Consider the following 15686-nt stretch of genomic DNA (forward strand, 5'->3'; position numbering starts at 1 on the left):
CTCCCTTAGGGAGTGCCTCTTTTTTTAAACCTCCATAATGATCGGCAGGATCATTGGACGGCGCTTTGTTTTTTCGTACAAGAAAGGCGCAAGAGTGTCTGTAATCTCGTTTTTGATTTCAGACCATTGAGTCGTTTTTCGTTCCATTACTTTTTGTAAGTGATTTGAAATGAGCTCTTGAGCGTCGTTGATCAAGTCGCCAGATTCTCTCATGTACACAAATCCTCTGGAAATCAAATCTGGACCCGCTGAAATCTTGAAGTCGTCCATGTCAATGCTGACAACAACGATGACAAGTCCTTCTTCAGAGAGAATTCTGCGATCACGAAGTACGATATTGCCAATATCACCGATACCGCTTCCGTCAATGTACACTGAACCGGACGGGATTTTTCCTGCAACTGAAGCCTCATCGCCTTTAAGTGCTAATACTTCACCATTATCCATGATAAAGCAGTTTTCCTCTGGGATGCCACAATCTGTTGCAAGCTTGACATGCATCTTTTGCATTCTGTACTCACCGTGAATCGGCATGAAGAATTTAGGCTTGATTAAACGAAGCATCAGCTTCTGTTCTTCCTGTCCGCCGTGACCGGATGTATGGATATCGTTAAGAGGGCCGTGAATAACCTCAGCACCCGCACGATACAGCTGGTTGATTGTTCGACTCACGCTGATTGTGTTGCCTGGGATAGGGGATGAAGAAAATACGACCGTATCCCCAGGATTGATTGAAATTTGGCGGTGTGTGCCGTTTGCAATTCTTGATAACGCCGCCATTGGTTCCCCTTGGCTTCCTGTACATAAAATTGTTACTTTATTAGCAGGCATACGATTGATTTCGTTATGCTCAATAAACGTATTTTTAGGACAGTTAATATAACCGAGTGTCTGTCCAATTTCGATAGCCGATTCCATACTGCGTCCAAATACGGCAACTTTTCTTCCATTTTGTACAGCAGCTTCAATTACCTGCTGCAAGCGGTGAATATTCGACGCAAATGTAGCGAAGATAATTCGGCCGTCCACCTTGCGGAAAATGTCATGAATGCTTTCTCCTACACGGCGCTCAGACATGGTAAACTCCGGATTTTCACTGTTTGTGCTGTCTGAAAGAAGGCACAAAACGCCTTCCTTACCGATTTCGGCCATTTTCGTTAAGTTTGCCGGCTCGCCGACTGGAGTAAAGTCGAATTTGAAATCCCCAGTATGTACGATGTTTCCGGGCGGCGTTTTTACAACAATGCCGTAGGAATCCGGAATACTGTGTGTTGTTCTGAAGAATGACACAGCCGTTTTGCGGAACTTTACAATATCATCCTCGCCGATAATGTTCAGTTTCGTCTGTCTCAATAATCCATGCTCTTCAAGTTTATTCCGAAGTAAGCCGATCGCGAGTTTTCCGCCGTATACAGGAATATTCACTTGTCTGAGCAGGTATGGAATACCACCGATGTGGTCTTCGTGCCCGTGGGTGATAAAAAGCCCTTTAATTTTATCTTCGTTTTTGACTAAATACGTATAATCAGGGATGACGTAGTCAATTCCGAGCAGTTCGTCCTCGGGAAACTTGATCCCCGCATCAATCAGTACAATTTCATCCTGGAATTGCACCGCGTACGTATTTTTACCGATTTCGCCCAAACCTCCGAGGGCGAAAACAGCAGTCTGATCATTTTTTACAAATTTCATACCGCTCATAACTCCAATACTTTAAAATTTTCGCTCTGTTGTTCATATTCTAAGAATGCACCATCAACAGGTGTAATAAACTCAATATTAAATTTCTTTTCTTTCAGCTTTGTTCTGACGTCACGCTCAGATACGCCTTCAATATAAAGTGAATCTGTCTTTTCCCGAACAGGTACTTCGTCAGCCTTCTCTTGATAAAATACCTTATAAATCATTCCAAATCTCTCCTTAAATGCCGTATGTTAGACTCGCTCATTCTATTATATTCGAAAACGGAATATAAGGAAAGCCTTGAGCAAAATAAGGATCTCTCAAAAAGTGAAAGATCCCTTGTCAGGCAATTGCTTTCTTACGGAGCATTCCGTTCCATTGTCTTCTGAGTTTCTTTCTTAATTTACGCAGCATTAGCCAGTTCCTCCTTTATTAAAATATTTGTCCCAGAGTTTTTTTATACAAATAGTATACGGAGATTGAGGAAGACTTTTCGTGGTTATTAATGGAATTTAATATGATTTTTGAACGAAATTGTTTGCTGAATGACAATCTTTTTGTATGATGAGGGTGGGAATTGCAGACCAAGACGATAAAGGGGAAGTTGCGATGGATTCTAAATTAATCTTTTTTGATATTGACGGCACAATATATGATCATGATAAGAATATACCGGAAAGTACGAGAAAAACCGTGGCGGAGCTGCAGCGCCAAGGGCATCATGTGTTTATTGCCAGCGGCCGGTCTCCATTTTTGGTTAAGCCGATTTTGGAGGAGCTGGGCATCCACTCATTTATTTCCTACAATGGACAGTTTGTTGTCTTTGAAAATCAAGTGATTTATAAAAATCCGCTGCCTGAAGATGCAATCAGGCGATTATTAAAGCAGGCGGATGAAGGCAAGCATCCTGTTGTGTTTATGGCTGAGGACACGATGAAAGCGACTGTTGCGGATCACCCTCATGTTCTCGAGGGAATCGGCAGCCTTAAAACCGATTACCCAGAGACCGATGACCTTTTTTATGAAGGAAAAGAAATTTTTCAGCTTCTTTTATTTTGTCAGGATGAAGAAGAAAAAGCTTATGCCGCTTTTCCTGAGTTTGATCTAGTTCGCTGGCATGAGCTATCGACTGATGTTCTGCCGCACGGAGGTTCGAAGGCAGAAGGAATCAAAAAAGTGATTGAGCGTCTTCCGTTTGATATCGGCGATACATATGCTTTCGGCGACGGATTAAATGATCTGCAAATGATTGAATATGTTGGGACAGGCGTTGCTATGGGAAATGCTGTTCCCGAACTGAAAGAAATCGCGGACTTTGTAACAAAACCGGTGGACGAGGATGGAATTGCATACGCTGTCAAAGAATTGGGCCTTTTAAAATAAAGAAATGGCTGGCATTGTGCCAGCCGTTTTTTCTTTTAGCGCTCAATTGCGATTGCATTTTCAGGTTCTTTGAAAGGATTTTCCTTGTCAATATGATCATAGAACATAACGCCGTTCAAATGATCGATCTCATGCTGAAACACAATAGCCGGAAATCCTTTTAAACGAATATCAATATTTTCGCCTTCTAGTGTTGTTCCTTTTACTCTGATGCGAGCATAGCGGGGAACATAACCGGGAATCGCTTCATCTACAGAGAGGCAGCCCTCGCCGCTTGTTAAGTAGCTTTTTTCAACTGAATGGCTGACGATCTTAGGATTAAACAGAGCATAGCTGTATAGTTTACCGGAAGCATCTTCCGCATGAACGGCGATCATTCGTTTTTTGATATTAATTTGAGGAGCTGCGAGTCCTACGCCAGGGCGCAGCTTGTATTTTTCGGCTAATTCCGGATTTTGACTGTTTTTAACAAATTCGATCATGTCGGCCAGCTGCTGTTTTTCTGCATCAGTTGGAGGCAGCTCAACAGGTTCGGCAGTCTCTCTGAGGGCTGGATGGCCGTCACGTACGATGTTTTCCATAGTAATCAAGAAACTTCACTCCTAAAGCTTAATATGTAAATTATATCGGATTTCTTCACAAAGGTGCAACGAAACGAATGACCAGCCGTATATGGCTGGTCAATTTCATGCTGTGTGGTTAGCAACAGCCTCCGCCTAAATAAGCAGCTCCGACAATGATTAACAGAATGAATAAAACAACGATTAGCGCAAAGGTGCGGCCGTAGCCATATCCGCAGCCACCATATCCGTAACCACCATAACTGCAGCAGCCTCCGCCGTAACCATATCCATACATATTACATAACCTCCTCTTTTAATTACGCCAGAGCCTTTATAAGTAGGCATAGCGTCTAATATAACCTATGTAAAAACAAAAAAGTTGTATGGTCATCTGTCCTGATTTTTCACTTTTTTGATTTAATTTCAGTATTGCATTTATACAGCACGGCTATTGCCAAATGTCCCCATGGATTCTATAGTAGAAATTGTCAAGATTGGGGGATTTAACGTGAAAGACGCTATAAAACGGCGGCCTGGAATCAAGATCGGAGCTTTTTGTGCTATGGCACTGATATTAACAGGATGCATGGGACAGGACCCGGTTGATTCACTTCATCATTCATTAGAAAAAGCCGCGGAATCGGAAAAGCCGTTTCAAGAAGAACAAAACACACTCAAAGAATTAGAGGCCAAAGAAAATCAGCTTTACGATAGTGTTATGAAGCTCAATATGGATGATTATAAAAAAATTGTTGCTTTATCTAATAAGGCGCTTGAAAATGTCAGCAAGCTCGAAGAACACCTAAAGCTTGAAAATGACAGCATGAAAAAATCGGAAACAGAATTTGAGGAAGCAAAAACGTCAGCGGAACATATTAAGGAAAAAGACATAAAAGAAAAGGCCGATGCCGCAGCAACCCATATGGAGAAAAGATATACATCATATGGCACTATGTATAAAGAGTATAAAAAAGCGCTTGAGCTTAATAAAAAACTGTATATGCAGCTGAAAGACAAAGACTTGACAAGAGATGATCTGGATCAGCAGATCGATAAAGTCAATGCTTCTTATGAAAAGATCCTTAAATATAGCGGAGAATTTAATGAACAAACCGAAAAATATAATAAAGCCCGGGAAGATTTATATGATGCTGCAGGCTATCGTGTGAAAAAGAGCTGACTCGATCAGCTCTTTTTTGAATGAAATGCGATTCGGATTTCGTTCAAAATTTTCATTTCTATTGTAGTACAGCATAGTAAGGTATACTAGTACAGTTTTGGGTGCGGTTGGCATCTGTTTTTTTGATGAAAATGTAAAGCGAATACATTTATTGAAAATCAGCGATGAAAACGATTGACGGTTCTTCTTTATTTGGTGTAAACTAATCCATGTTAAGCGGTGTTGTATTAGTTTTTTACAACTTCGAAATAATACAGTTCAAAGCAGAGTGTAACTATCCTACATAAAAGGTTTTGGCAAACTGGGGATCGGCTAAAATATAATACGACTTACTGCTGATACTTTAGGGTACCCTAAGTTTGTATGTATAAAAGGAATGCACGTCTAATGACTGTTTAAAAGAAAGGAAGAGGTGACTTAGTATGGCTGCAAAAACGAAAAAAGCTATCGTTGACAGTAAGAAGCAATTTGATGCCATTAAAAAGCAGTTCGAAACGTTCCAAATTTTAAATGAAAAGGGAGAAGTCGTGAATGAAGCGGCGATGCCTGATTTAACTGATGATCAATTAAAAGAGCTAATGCGCCGCATGGTATTTACGCGTGTGCTTGACCAACGCTCTATCTCATTAAACCGTCAAGGACGTCTCGGATTTTACGCTCCTACTGCGGGTCAAGAAGCTTCTCAGATTGCAACGCATTTCGCGCTTGAAAAAGAAGACTTTGTTCTTCCTGGATACCGTGATGTGCCTCAGTTAATTTGGCACGGCCTTCCATTATATCAAGCGTTTCTTTTCTCTCGCGGACATTTCAGAGGAAACCAAATGCCTGATGATGTGAATGCCCTTTCTCCACAAATCATTATCGGTGCTCAATACATTCAAACGGCCGGTGTTGCGCTAGGTCTTAAAAAACGCGGTAAGAAAGCTGTCGCAATCACTTACACTGGTGACGGCGGAGCTTCTCAAGGGGACTTCTACGAAGGAATTAACTTTGCCGGAGCTTATAAAGCACCTGCAATCTTCGTGGTACAAAACAACCGTTACGCGATTTCAACTCCTGTTGAAAAACAATCTGCAGCTGAAACAATTGCACAAAAAGCTGTAGCTGCCGGTATTGTCGGCGTACAAGTAGACGGAATGGATCCGCTTGCTGTATACGCAGCAACTGCTGAAGCACGCGAGCGCGCAATCAACGGCGAAGGTCCAACACTAATTGAAACACTTACATTCCGTTATGGCCCGCACACAATGGCTGGTGACGATCCTACTAAATATCGTACAAAAGAAATCGAAAATGAGTGGGAACAAAAAGATCCGCTTGTACGTTTCCGTGCGTTCCTTGAAAACAAAGGCTTATGGTCTGAAGAAGAAGAAGCAAAAGTGATTGAGGATGCGAAAGAAGAAATTAAGCAAGCGATCAAAAAAGCTGATGCTGAACCGAAGCAAAAAGTAACTGATTTAATGAAAATCATGTACGAAAAAATGCCTCACAACCTTGAGGAGCAATTTGAAATTTATACACAGAAGGAGTCGAAGTAAGCCATGGCGCAAATGACAATGATTCAAGCAATCACGGATGCGTTACGCACAGAACTGAAAAATGACGAAAATGTCTTAGTTTTCGGAGAAGACGTTGGTGTAAACGGCGGCGTATTCCGTGCGACAGAAGGATTGCAAAAAGAATTCGGTGAAGACCGTGTGTTTGACACGCCACTTGCTGAATCTGGTATCGGCGGTCTTGCCCTTGGTTTAGGCTTAAACGGCTTCCGTCCGGTAATGGAAATCCAATTCTTCGGATTTGTTTATGAAGTAATGGATTCAGTTTCTGGCCAAATGGCTCGTATGCGCTACCGTTCTGGCGGACGCTGGACTTCACCTGTAACAATTCGTTCTCCATTCGGCGGCGGTGTTCATACTCCTGAACTTCACGCTGACAGCTTGGAAGGTCTTGTTGCACAACAGCCTGGTATCAAAGTTGTTATTCCATCAACTCCTTACGATGCCAAAGGACTTTTAATTTCTGCGATCAGAGACAATGATCCTGTTGTCTTCTTAGAGCATATGAAGCTTTACCGTTCTTTCCGTCAGGAAGTTCCTGAAGAAGAATACACAATTGAGCTTGGAAAAGCTGACGTGAAACGTGAAGGTACTGATCTTTCAATCATCACTTACGGCGCAATGGTTCATGAATCATTAAAAGCTGCTGATGAGCTTGAAAAAGACGGCATTTCTGCTGAAGTTGTCGACCTTCGTACAGTAAGCCCACTTGATATCGATACAATTATCGCCTCTGTAGAAAAAACAGGACGCGCGATTGTCGTTCAAGAGGCACAAAAACAAGCCGGTATTGCTGCAAACGTAGTAGCAGAAATTAATGACCGTGCGATCCTGAGCTTGGAAGCACCTGTACTTCGCGTTGCAGCGCCAGATACAGTATTTCCTTTCTCTCAAGCGGAGAGCGTATGGCTTCCAAACCATAAAGACGTTCTTGAAACAGCAAGAAAAGTGCTTGAATTTTAATCAAACTGCATAATCGAGAGGGAAGATGAACGTTTTCCCTCTATTATATATCTGTTTTCAATGCTTACGATGTAAACTTTAAAATTGCTTAATCAAACTAGGAGGTCGAGAACTGTGGCATTTGAATTTAAACTTCCAGATATCGGGGAAGGTATCCACGAAGGCGAAATCGTAAAATGGTTTGTCAAGCCTAACGACGAGGTAGACGAAGATGATGTACTGGCTGAAGTCCAAAATGATAAAGCAGTAGTAGAAATTCCTTCACCTGTTAAAGGAAAAGTATTAGAATTAAAAGTTGAAGAGGGAACGGTTGCAACTGTTGGACAAACGATTATTACGTTTGATGCACCTGGTTACGAAGATCTTCAATTTAAAGGCAGCGACGAGTCTGACGATGCGAAAACTGAAGCACAAGTTCAGTCAACTGCAGAAGCTGGACAAGACGTTGCGAAAGAAGAGCAAGCTCAAGAGCCTGCAAAAGCTACTGGCGCAGGACAGCAGGATCAAGCTGAAGTTGACCCGAACAAACGCGTGATCGCTATGCCTTCCGTACGTAAATATGCTCGTGAAAAAGGCGTAGACATCCGTAAGGTTACTGGTTCAGGCAACAACGGACGTGTTGTAAAAGAAGATATCGACAGCTTTGTAAACGGAGGAGCGCAAGAAGCAGCACCGCAAGAAACAGCTGCACCACAAGAAACAGCTGCACCACAAGAAACAGCTGCTAAACCGGCTGCTGCACCAGCTCCAGAGGGCGAATTCCCAGAAACACGCGAAAAAATGAGCGGTATCCGTAAAGCAATTGCAAAAGCGATGGTTAACTCTAAACACACTGCTCCTCACGTAACGTTAATGGACGAAGTGGACGTAACAAACCTTGTTGCACATCGTAAACAGTTCAAACAGGTTGCTGCTGATCAAGGAATCAAGCTGACTTACTTGCCTTACGTTGTAAAAGCTCTTACATCTGCACTGAAAAAATTCCCTGTTTTAAACACGTCAATTGACGATAAAACAGATGAAGTCATCCAAAAACATTACTTCAACATCGGTATCGCTGCTGACACTGAAAAAGGCTTGCTTGTACCGGTTGTGAAAAATGCAGATCGTAAATCTGTCTTTGAAATTTCTGATGAGATCAATGGCCTTGCAACAAAAGCTCGTGAAGGCAAGCTTGCTCCAGCTGAAATGAAAGGCGCATCTTGCACAATTACAAACATCGGTTCTGCCGGCGGACAATGGTTCACTCCGGTTATCAACCATCCAGAAGTTGCGATTCTTGGTATCGGACGCATTGCAGAAAAAGCGATTGTTCGTGATGGCGAAATCGTAGCAGCTCCAGTCTTAGCTCTTTCTCTCAGCTTCGACCACCGTATGATCGACGGAGCAACTGCGCAAAATGCATTAAATCACATCAAGCGTTTACTGAACGATCCACAATTAATTTTAATGGAGGCGTAATGTTATGGTAGTAGGAGATTTCCCTATTGAAACAGATACTCTTGTAATTGGTGCGGGACCTGGCGGCTATGTAGCTGCCATCCGCGCTGCACAGCTTGGACAAAAAGTAACAGTCGTTGAAAAAGCAACTCTTGGAGGCGTTTGTCTGAACGTTGGATGTATCCCTTCAAAAGCGCTGATCAATGCAGGTCACCGTTATGAGAATGCAAAACATTCTGATGACATGGGAATCACTGCTGAGAATGTAACAGTTGATTTCACAAAAGTTCAAGAATGGAAAGCTTCTGTTGTCAACAAGCTTACTGGCGGTGTAGCAGGTCTTCTTAAAGGCAACAAAGTAGATGTTGTAAAAGGTGAAGCTTACTTTGTAGACAGCAATTCAGTTCGTGTGATGGATGAGAACTCTGCTCAAACATACACGTTCAAAAACGCAATCATTGCTACTGGATCTCGTCCTATCGAATTGCCAAACTTCAAATATAGTGAGCGTGTCCTGAATTCAACTGGCGCTTTGGCTCTTAAAGAAATTCCTAAAAAGCTCGTTGTTATCGGCGGCGGATACATCGGAACTGAACTTGGAACTGCGTATGCTAACTTCGGTACTGAACTTGTTATTCTTGAAGGCGGAGATGAAATTCTTCCTGGCTTCGAAAAACAAATGAGTTCTCTCGTTACACGCAGACTGAAGAAAAAAGGCAACGTTGAAATCCATACAAACGCGATGGCTAAAGGCGTTGAAGAAAGACCAGACGGCGTAACAGTTACTTTCGAAGTAAAAGGCGAAGAAAAAACTGTTGATGCTGATTACGTATTGATTACAGTAGGACGCCGTCCAAACACTGATGAGCTTGGTCTTGAGCAAGTCGGTATCGAAATGACGGACCGCGGTATCGTGAAAACTGACAAACAGTGCCGCACAAACGTACCTAACATTTATGCAATCGGTGATATCATCGAAGGACCGCCGCTTGCTCATAAAGCATCTTACGAAGGTAAAATCGCAGCAGAAGCTATCGCTGGAGAGCCTGCAGAAATCGATTACCTTGGTATTCCTGCGGTTGTTTTCTCTGAGCCTGAACTTGCATCAGTTGGTTACACTGAAGCACAGGCGAAAGAAGAAGGTCTTGACATTGTTGCTGCTAAATTCCCATTTGCCGCAAACGGCCGCGCGCTTTCTCTTAACGAAACAGACGGCTTCATGAAGCTGATCACTCGTAAAGAGGACGGTCTTGTGATCGGTGCACAAATCGCCGGAGCAAGTGCTTCTGATATGATTTCTGAATTAAGCTTAGCGATTGAAGGCGGCATGACTGCTGAAGATATCGCGATGACAATTCACGCTCACCCAACATTGGGTGAAATCACAATGGAAGCTGCTGAAGTGGCAATCGGAAGTCCGATTCACATCGTAAAATAATTTTCATATCAAAAACAGCCCTCGCTCAAAGCGGGGCTGTTTTTTTATTTTGACAGCACATGCTGTAATGGTTTAATGATGTCTTCTTTCTTTTTCACACATCCCTCGATTTTCACCACGACATGGCGCTGATCAACAACCATAAGGGTAGGGACAGTTTCAATCTCATCTTCCCAGCCTTCTTTTTTATCATAGACCTTCATTTTATCTATTTGCTCGGGATAATCTTTTTCTAAATCAAGCAGTGCATCGTAATAAGGCGCTTCCTGGTCTATTTGGTTCTCATCAGAAAAAAACAGGATTTGTGTATGATGAATGTTGTCAATCCGGCTTTTTTTCATCGGATTGATGGTGGAAAGCGTACAGCCCGATAAAGCAAATACTATTATCAGCATGGGGAATACCGCGCGATATCGCATCTATCTTCTCCTCTGTATAAACAGTAGTTAACTAGCTTTAGTTTATCACGAGAGGCGGCTTAATCTGCTTCTTGTTACCTAATTGTTATATAATTGAAACCGTTTTTAAAGTGAGATTACATATTATATCAATCGTTTAAAATAGCAACCTGGGGTATATTGAATTTTTTGCTGCATTCTTGGATGAAAGTTCAAGAAAACGTGAAATTACATTATGTGCTGTGGCATATATATCGAGTAAAGCTTCTGTATGAAGAAGATATTGTATGAGGGAAAATGGAAAAGCATGGTCTATATGATGATCTAAAATTAAATGTGTTATACAGTTTATTGTTGACATTTTAAATGTGACATATTAATATAATAACAACAAAAGAAATTAAGCGTTTTCAAATTTCAAAGAAATGGGGAATAAGAGATGGGTACGATTGTTTGCCAAGATTGCAACGAAGCCATTCATTACTTTGAAGATGAGAAAGTGACAACATTATACGGAACATGCTGCGGACAATGTCAATGTCCTGTTGATGAAGAGTAAAAAAAAGCATGCGGCTTAAAGCCGCATGCTTTTTATTTTTTATTTTTTATTTTTTATTGAATTGCTTTTTGTTCTTTGATGACCCGGATCATATGTAAAGTCGAGTCCTCAGGTCCTTGAACAGGGAGGCCTGCGTCAAGGTTTTTAAAAATGTAGCTGATGTTTTCTTCTGTAATAATTTCTCCTGGAATGAAGATTGGAATACCAGGCGGATATACCATGACAAATTCAGCAATAATCCGTCCGGATGCTTCTTTTAATGGGATGACTTCCGTATTTGCATAAAAAGCATCACGCGGAGTCATTGCCAATAAAGGTATTTCTGGAAGCAGAACCTCAGTTTGCTGATGTGTTACATCTTGTTCTGACATTTGCTGTGCGATCTCAGTTAAAGCCTCTACAAGCCGGTCTGCATCATTTTGGCTGTCACCAGGAGTGAAAATACACAAAATATTGTACAGATCAGAAAGCTCAACCTCAATATTAAAGGATTCACGAAGCCATTTTTCCACGTCATGTCCTGTCAGGCCAAGACTTTTCACAGAGATAATCAATTTTGTCGGATCATAGCTGTAAGCTGCTTTCGACCCAAGAATCTCAGAACCGACACAATAAATGCCTTCAATCTGATTGAGGCGATCTCTCGTCTGATTGGCAAGCTTGAGTGTTTCCTCAGCAAGCTGGTGGCCTTCTGTTGCAAGGCGTTTTCTGGCAACATCCAAAGAAGCAAGAAGCAAGTAAGAAGTTGACGTAGTTGTCAGCATGCTCAGGATGGATTGCACTCTGTCTTTTGATACAAGGCCCTCTCTCATGTTTAAAATCGAACTTTGCGTGAGTGATCCGCCCAGCTTGTGTACACTTGTCGCTGCTATGTCCGCTCCTGCCTGCATAGCCGATAGCGGCAATTCGTCGTGAAAATGAATGTGAACGCCGTGTGCTTCATCCACAAGCACTGGCACATCAAACGAATGAGCGAGTTCTACGATGCTTTTTAAGTCGGCTGCAACACCGAAATATGTCGGGTTGATGACGAGAAGCCCTTTTGCATCCGGATGTTCGGTAAGCGCCCGTTTAGCAGATTCAAGTGTAATGCCGTGGGAGATGCCCAATTCATTGTCAATTTCAGGATGAATAAAAATTGGAACCGCTCCGGAAAATACAATAGCTGTCATAATTGATTTATGAACATTTCTTGGAATAATAATTTTATCACCAGGTCCGCAAACAGCCATTACCATTGTCATAATGGCGCCGCTTGTTCCTTGAACAGAAAAAAATGTATGATCCGCTCCAAATGCTTCAGCAGCCAGATCTTGTGCTTGTTTAATAATGCCTTTTGGCGCGTGCAGATCGTCTAATGGTTCAATATTAATTAAATCTATGCTTAACGCGTTTTCACCGATAAATTGTCTGAATTCTGGGTCCATTCCTGCCCCTTTTTTATGGCCGGGAATGTGGAATTGAACAGGCTGTCTGCTTGCATGCTTTTTCAGTCCTGTGTATAAGGGTGTTTCATGTTGCGACAATTGTTTTCCCACCTTTGTAATCATACCTATGCATAATAGTGTGTATTAAAATCAGTTTCTCAACCGTTTTTTAGACGTAAAACAAATGAATTATATTATGAACTTGAAAGAATGTAAAGAACAATTTATGATCAAATGAAGATGCTTTCTCTTAAGGGAAGTAAATCTACAAGGAGTGAAGAAAATGGAGTATCAATATCCGATGAATGAAGATTGGACAACCGAAGAAGCAGTGGATGTGATTGCATTTTTCCAGCAGGTTGAGCTTGCATATGAAAAAGGGGCGGATCGTGAAGAACTGCTTAAAGCTTACCGCCGTTTCAAGGAAATTGTACCGGGGAAGGCCGAGGAAAAAAAGCTATGCGGCGAGTTTGAGGAACAAAGTACATATTCTCCTTATCGCACGGTCAAACAGGCGAGAGAATCTGATATCGCGAAGATTAAGATGTAAGAAAAAGAGCCGGGGGATATCCCGGCTCTTTTTTATGCTTGTGATACTTTTTGGGTGAGACGGTACAGAAAAGCAAGCTGCTTAAAGGCATCGTCGATACGCTGAAGGAATTCCTGGTTATTCATATTCAGCACTTCTTCTTTTTGGAGCTGGATGCCGCATAACAGCTCAGCTTTCTTTACAGTCTGCAAACGCTCAAACAGTGTCTTCAGCTGTTCCTTGTCCATTTCAGACTGTTTATGTACTCCCGGTTTTGTGTGATCTGCAGACCAAACGAAGCTGTCAGGGATATTTTTCGTAATGGTTTCTTGGTTCACTTCAAGCAATTTGCCGTATTCTTCTTTGATAGGGGATTCATAAATAATCGCGAACCACACAAAGACGTGGCTTTCCCATAAACCAATTTGGAAATGCGGCAGTTTTTTATAGCCTCTTTTGCTGTTTGCGAACGCCACCCAGCTGTCAGCCGGGGGATTGACGGATCTTCTTGCGTGCTTTGCCACATGCGCAAACATTTCATCTCCGGTTAAAGCTGATAAAGTTGGGGCAAAATGTTCGCCTAGAGCTGTAAGCTTCGGACGGACCGTCTCTTTTAATACTTCCATGCGCGCGTCTAAGCCTTCTATTGTAAAAGTGTTAAAGTCCTCTTCAGTGAAACGCATTTGTGTCATGATTTTCCTCCTTCATGCTAAGTATACATATTTTATCACAGTTCATACGAGCTTCAAAAAGATTGAGTGCGTTTGAAGTAAGGGGAAATGTGGTAATAAACGAATAGGTAAACACACAATTTTCAGAATCATGTTGCGCGTAAATAGAACAATCATACGATATAAGAAGTAATCATTGTTGAATGGCAAAATGGGATGCTTTTTTACAAACAAATGATCTCTGGAAGGGGCGAAAGACAATGAGGCAAGTTGTAAAAGAGGGATTTAAGGAAGAGAAAAACAATCGTGTTGCTGTCTGGAGACTAGAGGTTGATTATGAATTGGCAACCCTATATGAAGCAATGCAGAAAGAAAATGAAGAGCAGATTGAACAAAGCAAAAACAAACTTGAGCGACTTAGAAAAGAATGGATTCGTCTTAACGGGTAAAAAAGCGATAGTGAAAACGAACCGCATGAATGGTTCGTTTTTACGTGAGAAGGGATATTTTTCATTTTCCTTGCTTTTTCATTGCCGTTATCAGTATCCTATAAAATAAAAGGTCTACATAGAAGAGAGGTACGAACGAATGACAAATTGGACGGAAATTGATGAGATTGCAAAGAAGTGGATAAGAGAAGCAGGCGCGAGAATTAAACAATCCATGCATGAAAGCCTGACAATTGAAACGAAATCAAATCCGAATGATTTAGTCACCAATATTGACAAAGAAACCGAAAAGTTTTTCATTGATCGAATTCAAGAAACATTTCCGGGACATCGGATACTCGGTGAAGAGGGGCAAGGAGACAAAATCCACTCACTTGAGGGAGTCGTATGGATTATTGATCCGATTGATGGGACGATGAATTTTGTGCACCAGCAAAGAAATTTTGCGATTTCCATTGGGATTTTTGAAAACGGTGAAGGGAAAATCGGTTTAATTTATGATGTGGTGCACGATGAGCTGTATCACGCATTTAGCGGCAGAGGGGCTTATATGAATGAAACGAAGCTGGCTCCTTTAAAAGAAACCGTCATTGAAGAAGCGATTCTTGCCATTAATGCAACATGGGTAACGGAAAACAGAAGAATTGATCAAAGTGTGTTAGCGCCACTTGTGAAAAGAGTCAGAGGCACACGCTCCTACGGTTCTGCCGCTTTAGAGCTGGCAAATGTCGCGGCAGGAAGAATAGATGCTTACATCACGATGCGGCTTGCGCCATGGGACTACGCAGCCGGCTGTGTGCTGTTAAATGAAGTAGGAGGCACCTATACGACCATTGAAGGAGAGCCGTTTACCTTTTTAGAAAACCACAGTGTGCTAGCCGGAAACCCATCTATACATAAAACGATATTTGAAGAGTATCTTCATGCTCGGAAGTAGGCCATTTGAGCAGGATGATCTCAGCTTGTTAGAAAAGCTCGCGGAGGCTCATCCTGTATGGAAAGAGGAGGAGTTTGGAGATAAAGATGCAGAAGACTATATCATTTCCTACTCCATGTACAACGGTTCATGGCTTGTATGGGAAAAAGACGGTATGCCTGTTGCCGTCAGCTACCATCTCGAGTGGTCTCCTTCAAACGGTAAGCCGTGGCTCGGAACGGTCCTGATTGACCCGGCTGAAGAAAAAAAGGGACATGCGAAGATGATCATTGAACAGATCAGCAAATTGCTTAGAGCGAAACATAAAGCGATGTTTGCGGGAGTTCCCATTGAGCGCAGGGAATGGATACTGTTTTTAAGCCAATGCGGCTTTGAACAGCTGAAAACGGAAAAAGATGAGAAAGGCAAATCATTTATGATCCTGGTGAAGCCTTTAGCAGAAGCTGCCGTATGATAACGACAGCTTATTTGCTGCATGCGGGTTCAAATAAAAAGCCTCTCAAACATTGA

Annotated in this window: 18 protein-coding genes; 11 read left to right on the forward strand and 7 right to left on the reverse strand. The window is 42.0% G+C overall.

Annotated features, from left to right (window positions below; translation table 11 throughout):
* Positions 1 to 24 precede the first annotated feature (24 nt).
* Both rnjA and rnpZA read right to left on the reverse strand, forming a co-directional pair.
* Entirely contained in the window at positions 25 to 1692 is a 1668-nt protein-coding gene (gene rnjA / locus MHI44_RS19400; protein WP_003245660.1) for a ribonuclease J1, read from the reverse strand.
* Between the two features lie 5 nt (positions 1693 to 1697).
* Positions 1698 to 1907: an RNA polymerase subunit omega 1 gene (rnpZA, locus tag MHI44_RS19405; RefSeq protein WP_003222303.1), complete on the reverse strand. Its 210-nt coding sequence runs from the start codon at positions 1905 to 1907 to the stop codon at positions 1698 to 1700.
* A gap of 385 nt (positions 1908 to 2292) precedes the next feature.
* Here rnpZA and MHI44_RS19410 point away from each other — a divergent pair, with 385 nt between their 5' ends.
* Positions 2293 to 3066 (forward strand): Cof-type HAD-IIB family hydrolase, encoded by a 774-nt coding sequence (locus MHI44_RS19410; protein ID WP_015252170.1) that lies wholly within the window; start codon positions 2293 to 2295, stop codon positions 3064 to 3066.
* 35 nt (positions 3067 to 3101) lie between these two features.
* Here MHI44_RS19410 and def read toward each other — a convergent pair whose 3' ends face one another.
* Together def and MHI44_RS19420 are read right to left on the reverse strand one after the other, a co-directional pair.
* Positions 3102 to 3656 carry a peptide deformylase gene (gene def / locus MHI44_RS19415; RefSeq protein WP_003245474.1) on the reverse strand — a complete coding sequence of 185 codons (555 nt, stop codon included), beginning with the start codon at positions 3654 to 3656 and terminating at the stop codon, positions 3102 to 3104.
* 109 nt (positions 3657 to 3765) lie between these two features.
* Positions 3766 to 3924 carry a YjcZ family sporulation protein gene (locus tag MHI44_RS19420; protein ID WP_003232317.1) on the reverse strand — a complete coding sequence of 53 codons (159 nt, stop codon included), beginning with the start codon at positions 3922 to 3924 and terminating at the stop codon, positions 3766 to 3768.
* A 213-nt stretch (positions 3925 to 4137) separates the two neighbouring features.
* On the opposite strand from MHI44_RS19420, the gene MHI44_RS19425 reads away from it, so the two are divergent.
* The 5 genes from MHI44_RS19425 to lpdA all read left to right on the forward strand — a co-directional run bounded on the left by MHI44_RS19425 (position 4138) and on the right by lpdA (position 10206).
* The gene (locus tag MHI44_RS19425) at positions 4138 to 4809 is read left to right on the forward strand and encodes a YkyA family protein (RefSeq protein ID WP_327847584.1); all 672 of its coding nucleotides are present in this window, start codon (positions 4138 to 4140) and stop codon (positions 4807 to 4809) included.
* Positions 4810 to 5231: 422 nt separating this feature from the next.
* A complete protein-coding gene (pdhA, locus tag MHI44_RS19430; RefSeq protein WP_003222294.1) occupies positions 5232 to 6347 on the forward strand; it encodes a pyruvate dehydrogenase (acetyl-transferring) E1 component subunit alpha in 1116 nt (371 codons plus the stop codon).
* A gap of 3 nt (positions 6348 to 6350) precedes the next feature.
* Positions 6351 to 7328 (forward strand): pyruvate dehydrogenase complex E1 component subunit beta, encoded by a 978-nt coding sequence (pdhB, locus tag MHI44_RS19435; protein WP_003232313.1) that lies wholly within the window; start codon positions 6351 to 6353, stop codon positions 7326 to 7328.
* A 114-nt stretch (positions 7329 to 7442) separates the two neighbouring features.
* Positions 7443 to 8789 (forward strand): pyruvate dehydrogenase complex dihydrolipoyllysine-residue acetyltransferase, encoded by a 1347-nt coding sequence (pdhC, locus tag MHI44_RS19440; RefSeq protein WP_085186116.1) that lies wholly within the window; start codon positions 7443 to 7445, stop codon positions 8787 to 8789.
* A 4-nt stretch (positions 8790 to 8793) separates the two neighbouring features.
* Complete coding sequence (lpdA, locus tag MHI44_RS19445; RefSeq protein ID WP_003232309.1) at positions 8794 to 10206, forward strand: dihydrolipoyl dehydrogenase; 1413 nt, start codon at positions 8794 to 8796, stop codon at positions 10204 to 10206.
* A 44-nt stretch (positions 10207 to 10250) separates the two neighbouring features.
* On the opposite strand, the gene slp is transcribed toward lpdA, so the two are convergent.
* Entirely contained in the window at positions 10251 to 10625 is a 375-nt protein-coding gene (slp, locus tag MHI44_RS19450; protein ID WP_003245672.1) for a peptidoglycan-associated lipoprotein Slp, read from the reverse strand.
* A 418-nt stretch (positions 10626 to 11043) separates the two neighbouring features.
* Between slp and MHI44_RS19455 the strand changes: the two genes are divergently transcribed.
* Positions 11044 to 11163: a GapA-binding peptide SR1P gene (locus MHI44_RS19455; RefSeq protein WP_003232305.1), complete on the forward strand. Its 120-nt coding sequence runs from the start codon at positions 11044 to 11046 to the stop codon at positions 11161 to 11163.
* Positions 11164 to 11216: 53 nt separating this feature from the next.
* Here the strand turns inward: MHI44_RS19455 and speA are convergent, their stop codons facing one another.
* Complete coding sequence (gene speA / locus MHI44_RS19460; RefSeq protein ID WP_014479695.1) at positions 11217 to 12689, reverse strand: arginine decarboxylase; 1473 nt, start codon at positions 12687 to 12689, stop codon at positions 11217 to 11219.
* 184 nt (positions 12690 to 12873) lie between these two features.
* On the opposite strand from speA, the gene MHI44_RS19465 reads away from it, so the two are divergent.
* Positions 12874 to 13140 (forward strand): UPF0223 family protein, encoded by a 267-nt coding sequence (locus MHI44_RS19465; protein WP_014479696.1) that lies wholly within the window; start codon positions 12874 to 12876, stop codon positions 13138 to 13140.
* A gap of 32 nt (positions 13141 to 13172) precedes the next feature.
* On the opposite strand, the gene MHI44_RS19470 is transcribed toward MHI44_RS19465, so the two are convergent.
* The gene (locus MHI44_RS19470; RefSeq protein WP_116315528.1) at positions 13173 to 13811 is read right to left on the reverse strand and encodes a YktB family protein; all 639 of its coding nucleotides are present in this window, start codon (positions 13809 to 13811) and stop codon (positions 13173 to 13175) included.
* Between the two features lie 239 nt (positions 13812 to 14050).
* On the opposite strand from MHI44_RS19470, the gene MHI44_RS19475 reads away from it, so the two are divergent.
* The 3 genes from MHI44_RS19475 to MHI44_RS19485 all read left to right on the forward strand — a co-directional run bounded on the left by MHI44_RS19475 (position 14051) and on the right by MHI44_RS19485 (position 15630).
* Positions 14051 to 14239, forward strand: a complete 189-nt coding sequence (locus MHI44_RS19475; RefSeq protein ID WP_009967148.1) for a hypothetical protein — start codon at positions 14051 to 14053, stop codon at positions 14237 to 14239.
* 139 nt (positions 14240 to 14378) lie between these two features.
* On the forward strand, positions 14379 to 15176 hold the full coding sequence (suhB, locus tag MHI44_RS19480; RefSeq protein WP_086343803.1) for an inositol-1-monophosphatase: 798 nt from the start codon (positions 14379 to 14381) through the stop codon (positions 15174 to 15176).
* A gap of 25 nt (positions 15177 to 15201) precedes the next feature.
* Entirely contained in the window at positions 15202 to 15630 is a 429-nt protein-coding gene (locus tag MHI44_RS19485) for a GNAT family N-acetyltransferase (RefSeq protein ID WP_003232296.1), read from the forward strand.
* The last annotated feature ends 56 nt before the right edge of the window (positions 15631 to 15686 follow it).

This window comes from Bacillus sp. FSL K6-1366, assembly GCF_037976695.1.
Lineage (GTDB): Bacteria > Bacillota > Bacilli > Bacillales > Bacillaceae > Bacillus > Bacillus subtilis.

Coding starts and splice junctions, on each gene's coding strand:
- MHI44_RS19470 (WP_116315528.1), bottom strand. CDS start 13,811: ATGACACAAATGCGTTTCACTGAAGAGGACTTTAACACTTTTACAATA.
- MHI44_RS19410 (WP_015252170.1), top strand. CDS start 2,293: ATGGATTCTAAATTAATCTTTTTTGATATTGACGGCACAATATATGAT.
- rnjA (WP_003245660.1), bottom strand. CDS start 1,692: ATGAAATTTGTAAAAAATGATCAGACTGCTGTTTTCGCCCTCGGAGGT.
- MHI44_RS19465 (WP_014479696.1), top strand. CDS start 12,874: ATGGAGTATCAATATCCGATGAATGAAGATTGGACAACCGAAGAAGCA.
- suhB (WP_086343803.1), top strand. CDS start 14,379: ATGACAAATTGGACGGAAATTGATGAGATTGCAAAGAAGTGGATAAGA.
- lpdA (WP_003232309.1), top strand. CDS start 8,794: ATGGTAGTAGGAGATTTCCCTATTGAAACAGATACTCTTGTAATTGGT.
- pdhB (WP_003232313.1), top strand. CDS start 6,351: ATGGCGCAAATGACAATGATTCAAGCAATCACGGATGCGTTACGCACA.
- rnpZA (WP_003222303.1), bottom strand. CDS start 1,907: ATGATTTATAAGGTATTTTATCAAGAGAAGGCTGACGAAGTACCTGTT.
- slp (WP_003245672.1), bottom strand. CDS start 10,625: ATGCGATATCGCGCGGTATTCCCCATGCTGATAATAGTATTTGCTTTA.
- pdhA (WP_003222294.1), top strand. CDS start 5,232: ATGGCTGCAAAAACGAAAAAAGCTATCGTTGACAGTAAGAAGCAATTT.
- MHI44_RS19455 (WP_003232305.1), top strand. CDS start 11,044: ATGGGTACGATTGTTTGCCAAGATTGCAACGAAGCCATTCATTACTTT.
- MHI44_RS19475 (WP_009967148.1), top strand. CDS start 14,051: ATGAGGCAAGTTGTAAAAGAGGGATTTAAGGAAGAGAAAAACAATCGT.
- MHI44_RS19420 (WP_003232317.1), bottom strand. CDS start 3,924: ATGTATGGATATGGTTACGGCGGAGGCTGCTGCAGTTATGGTGGTTAC.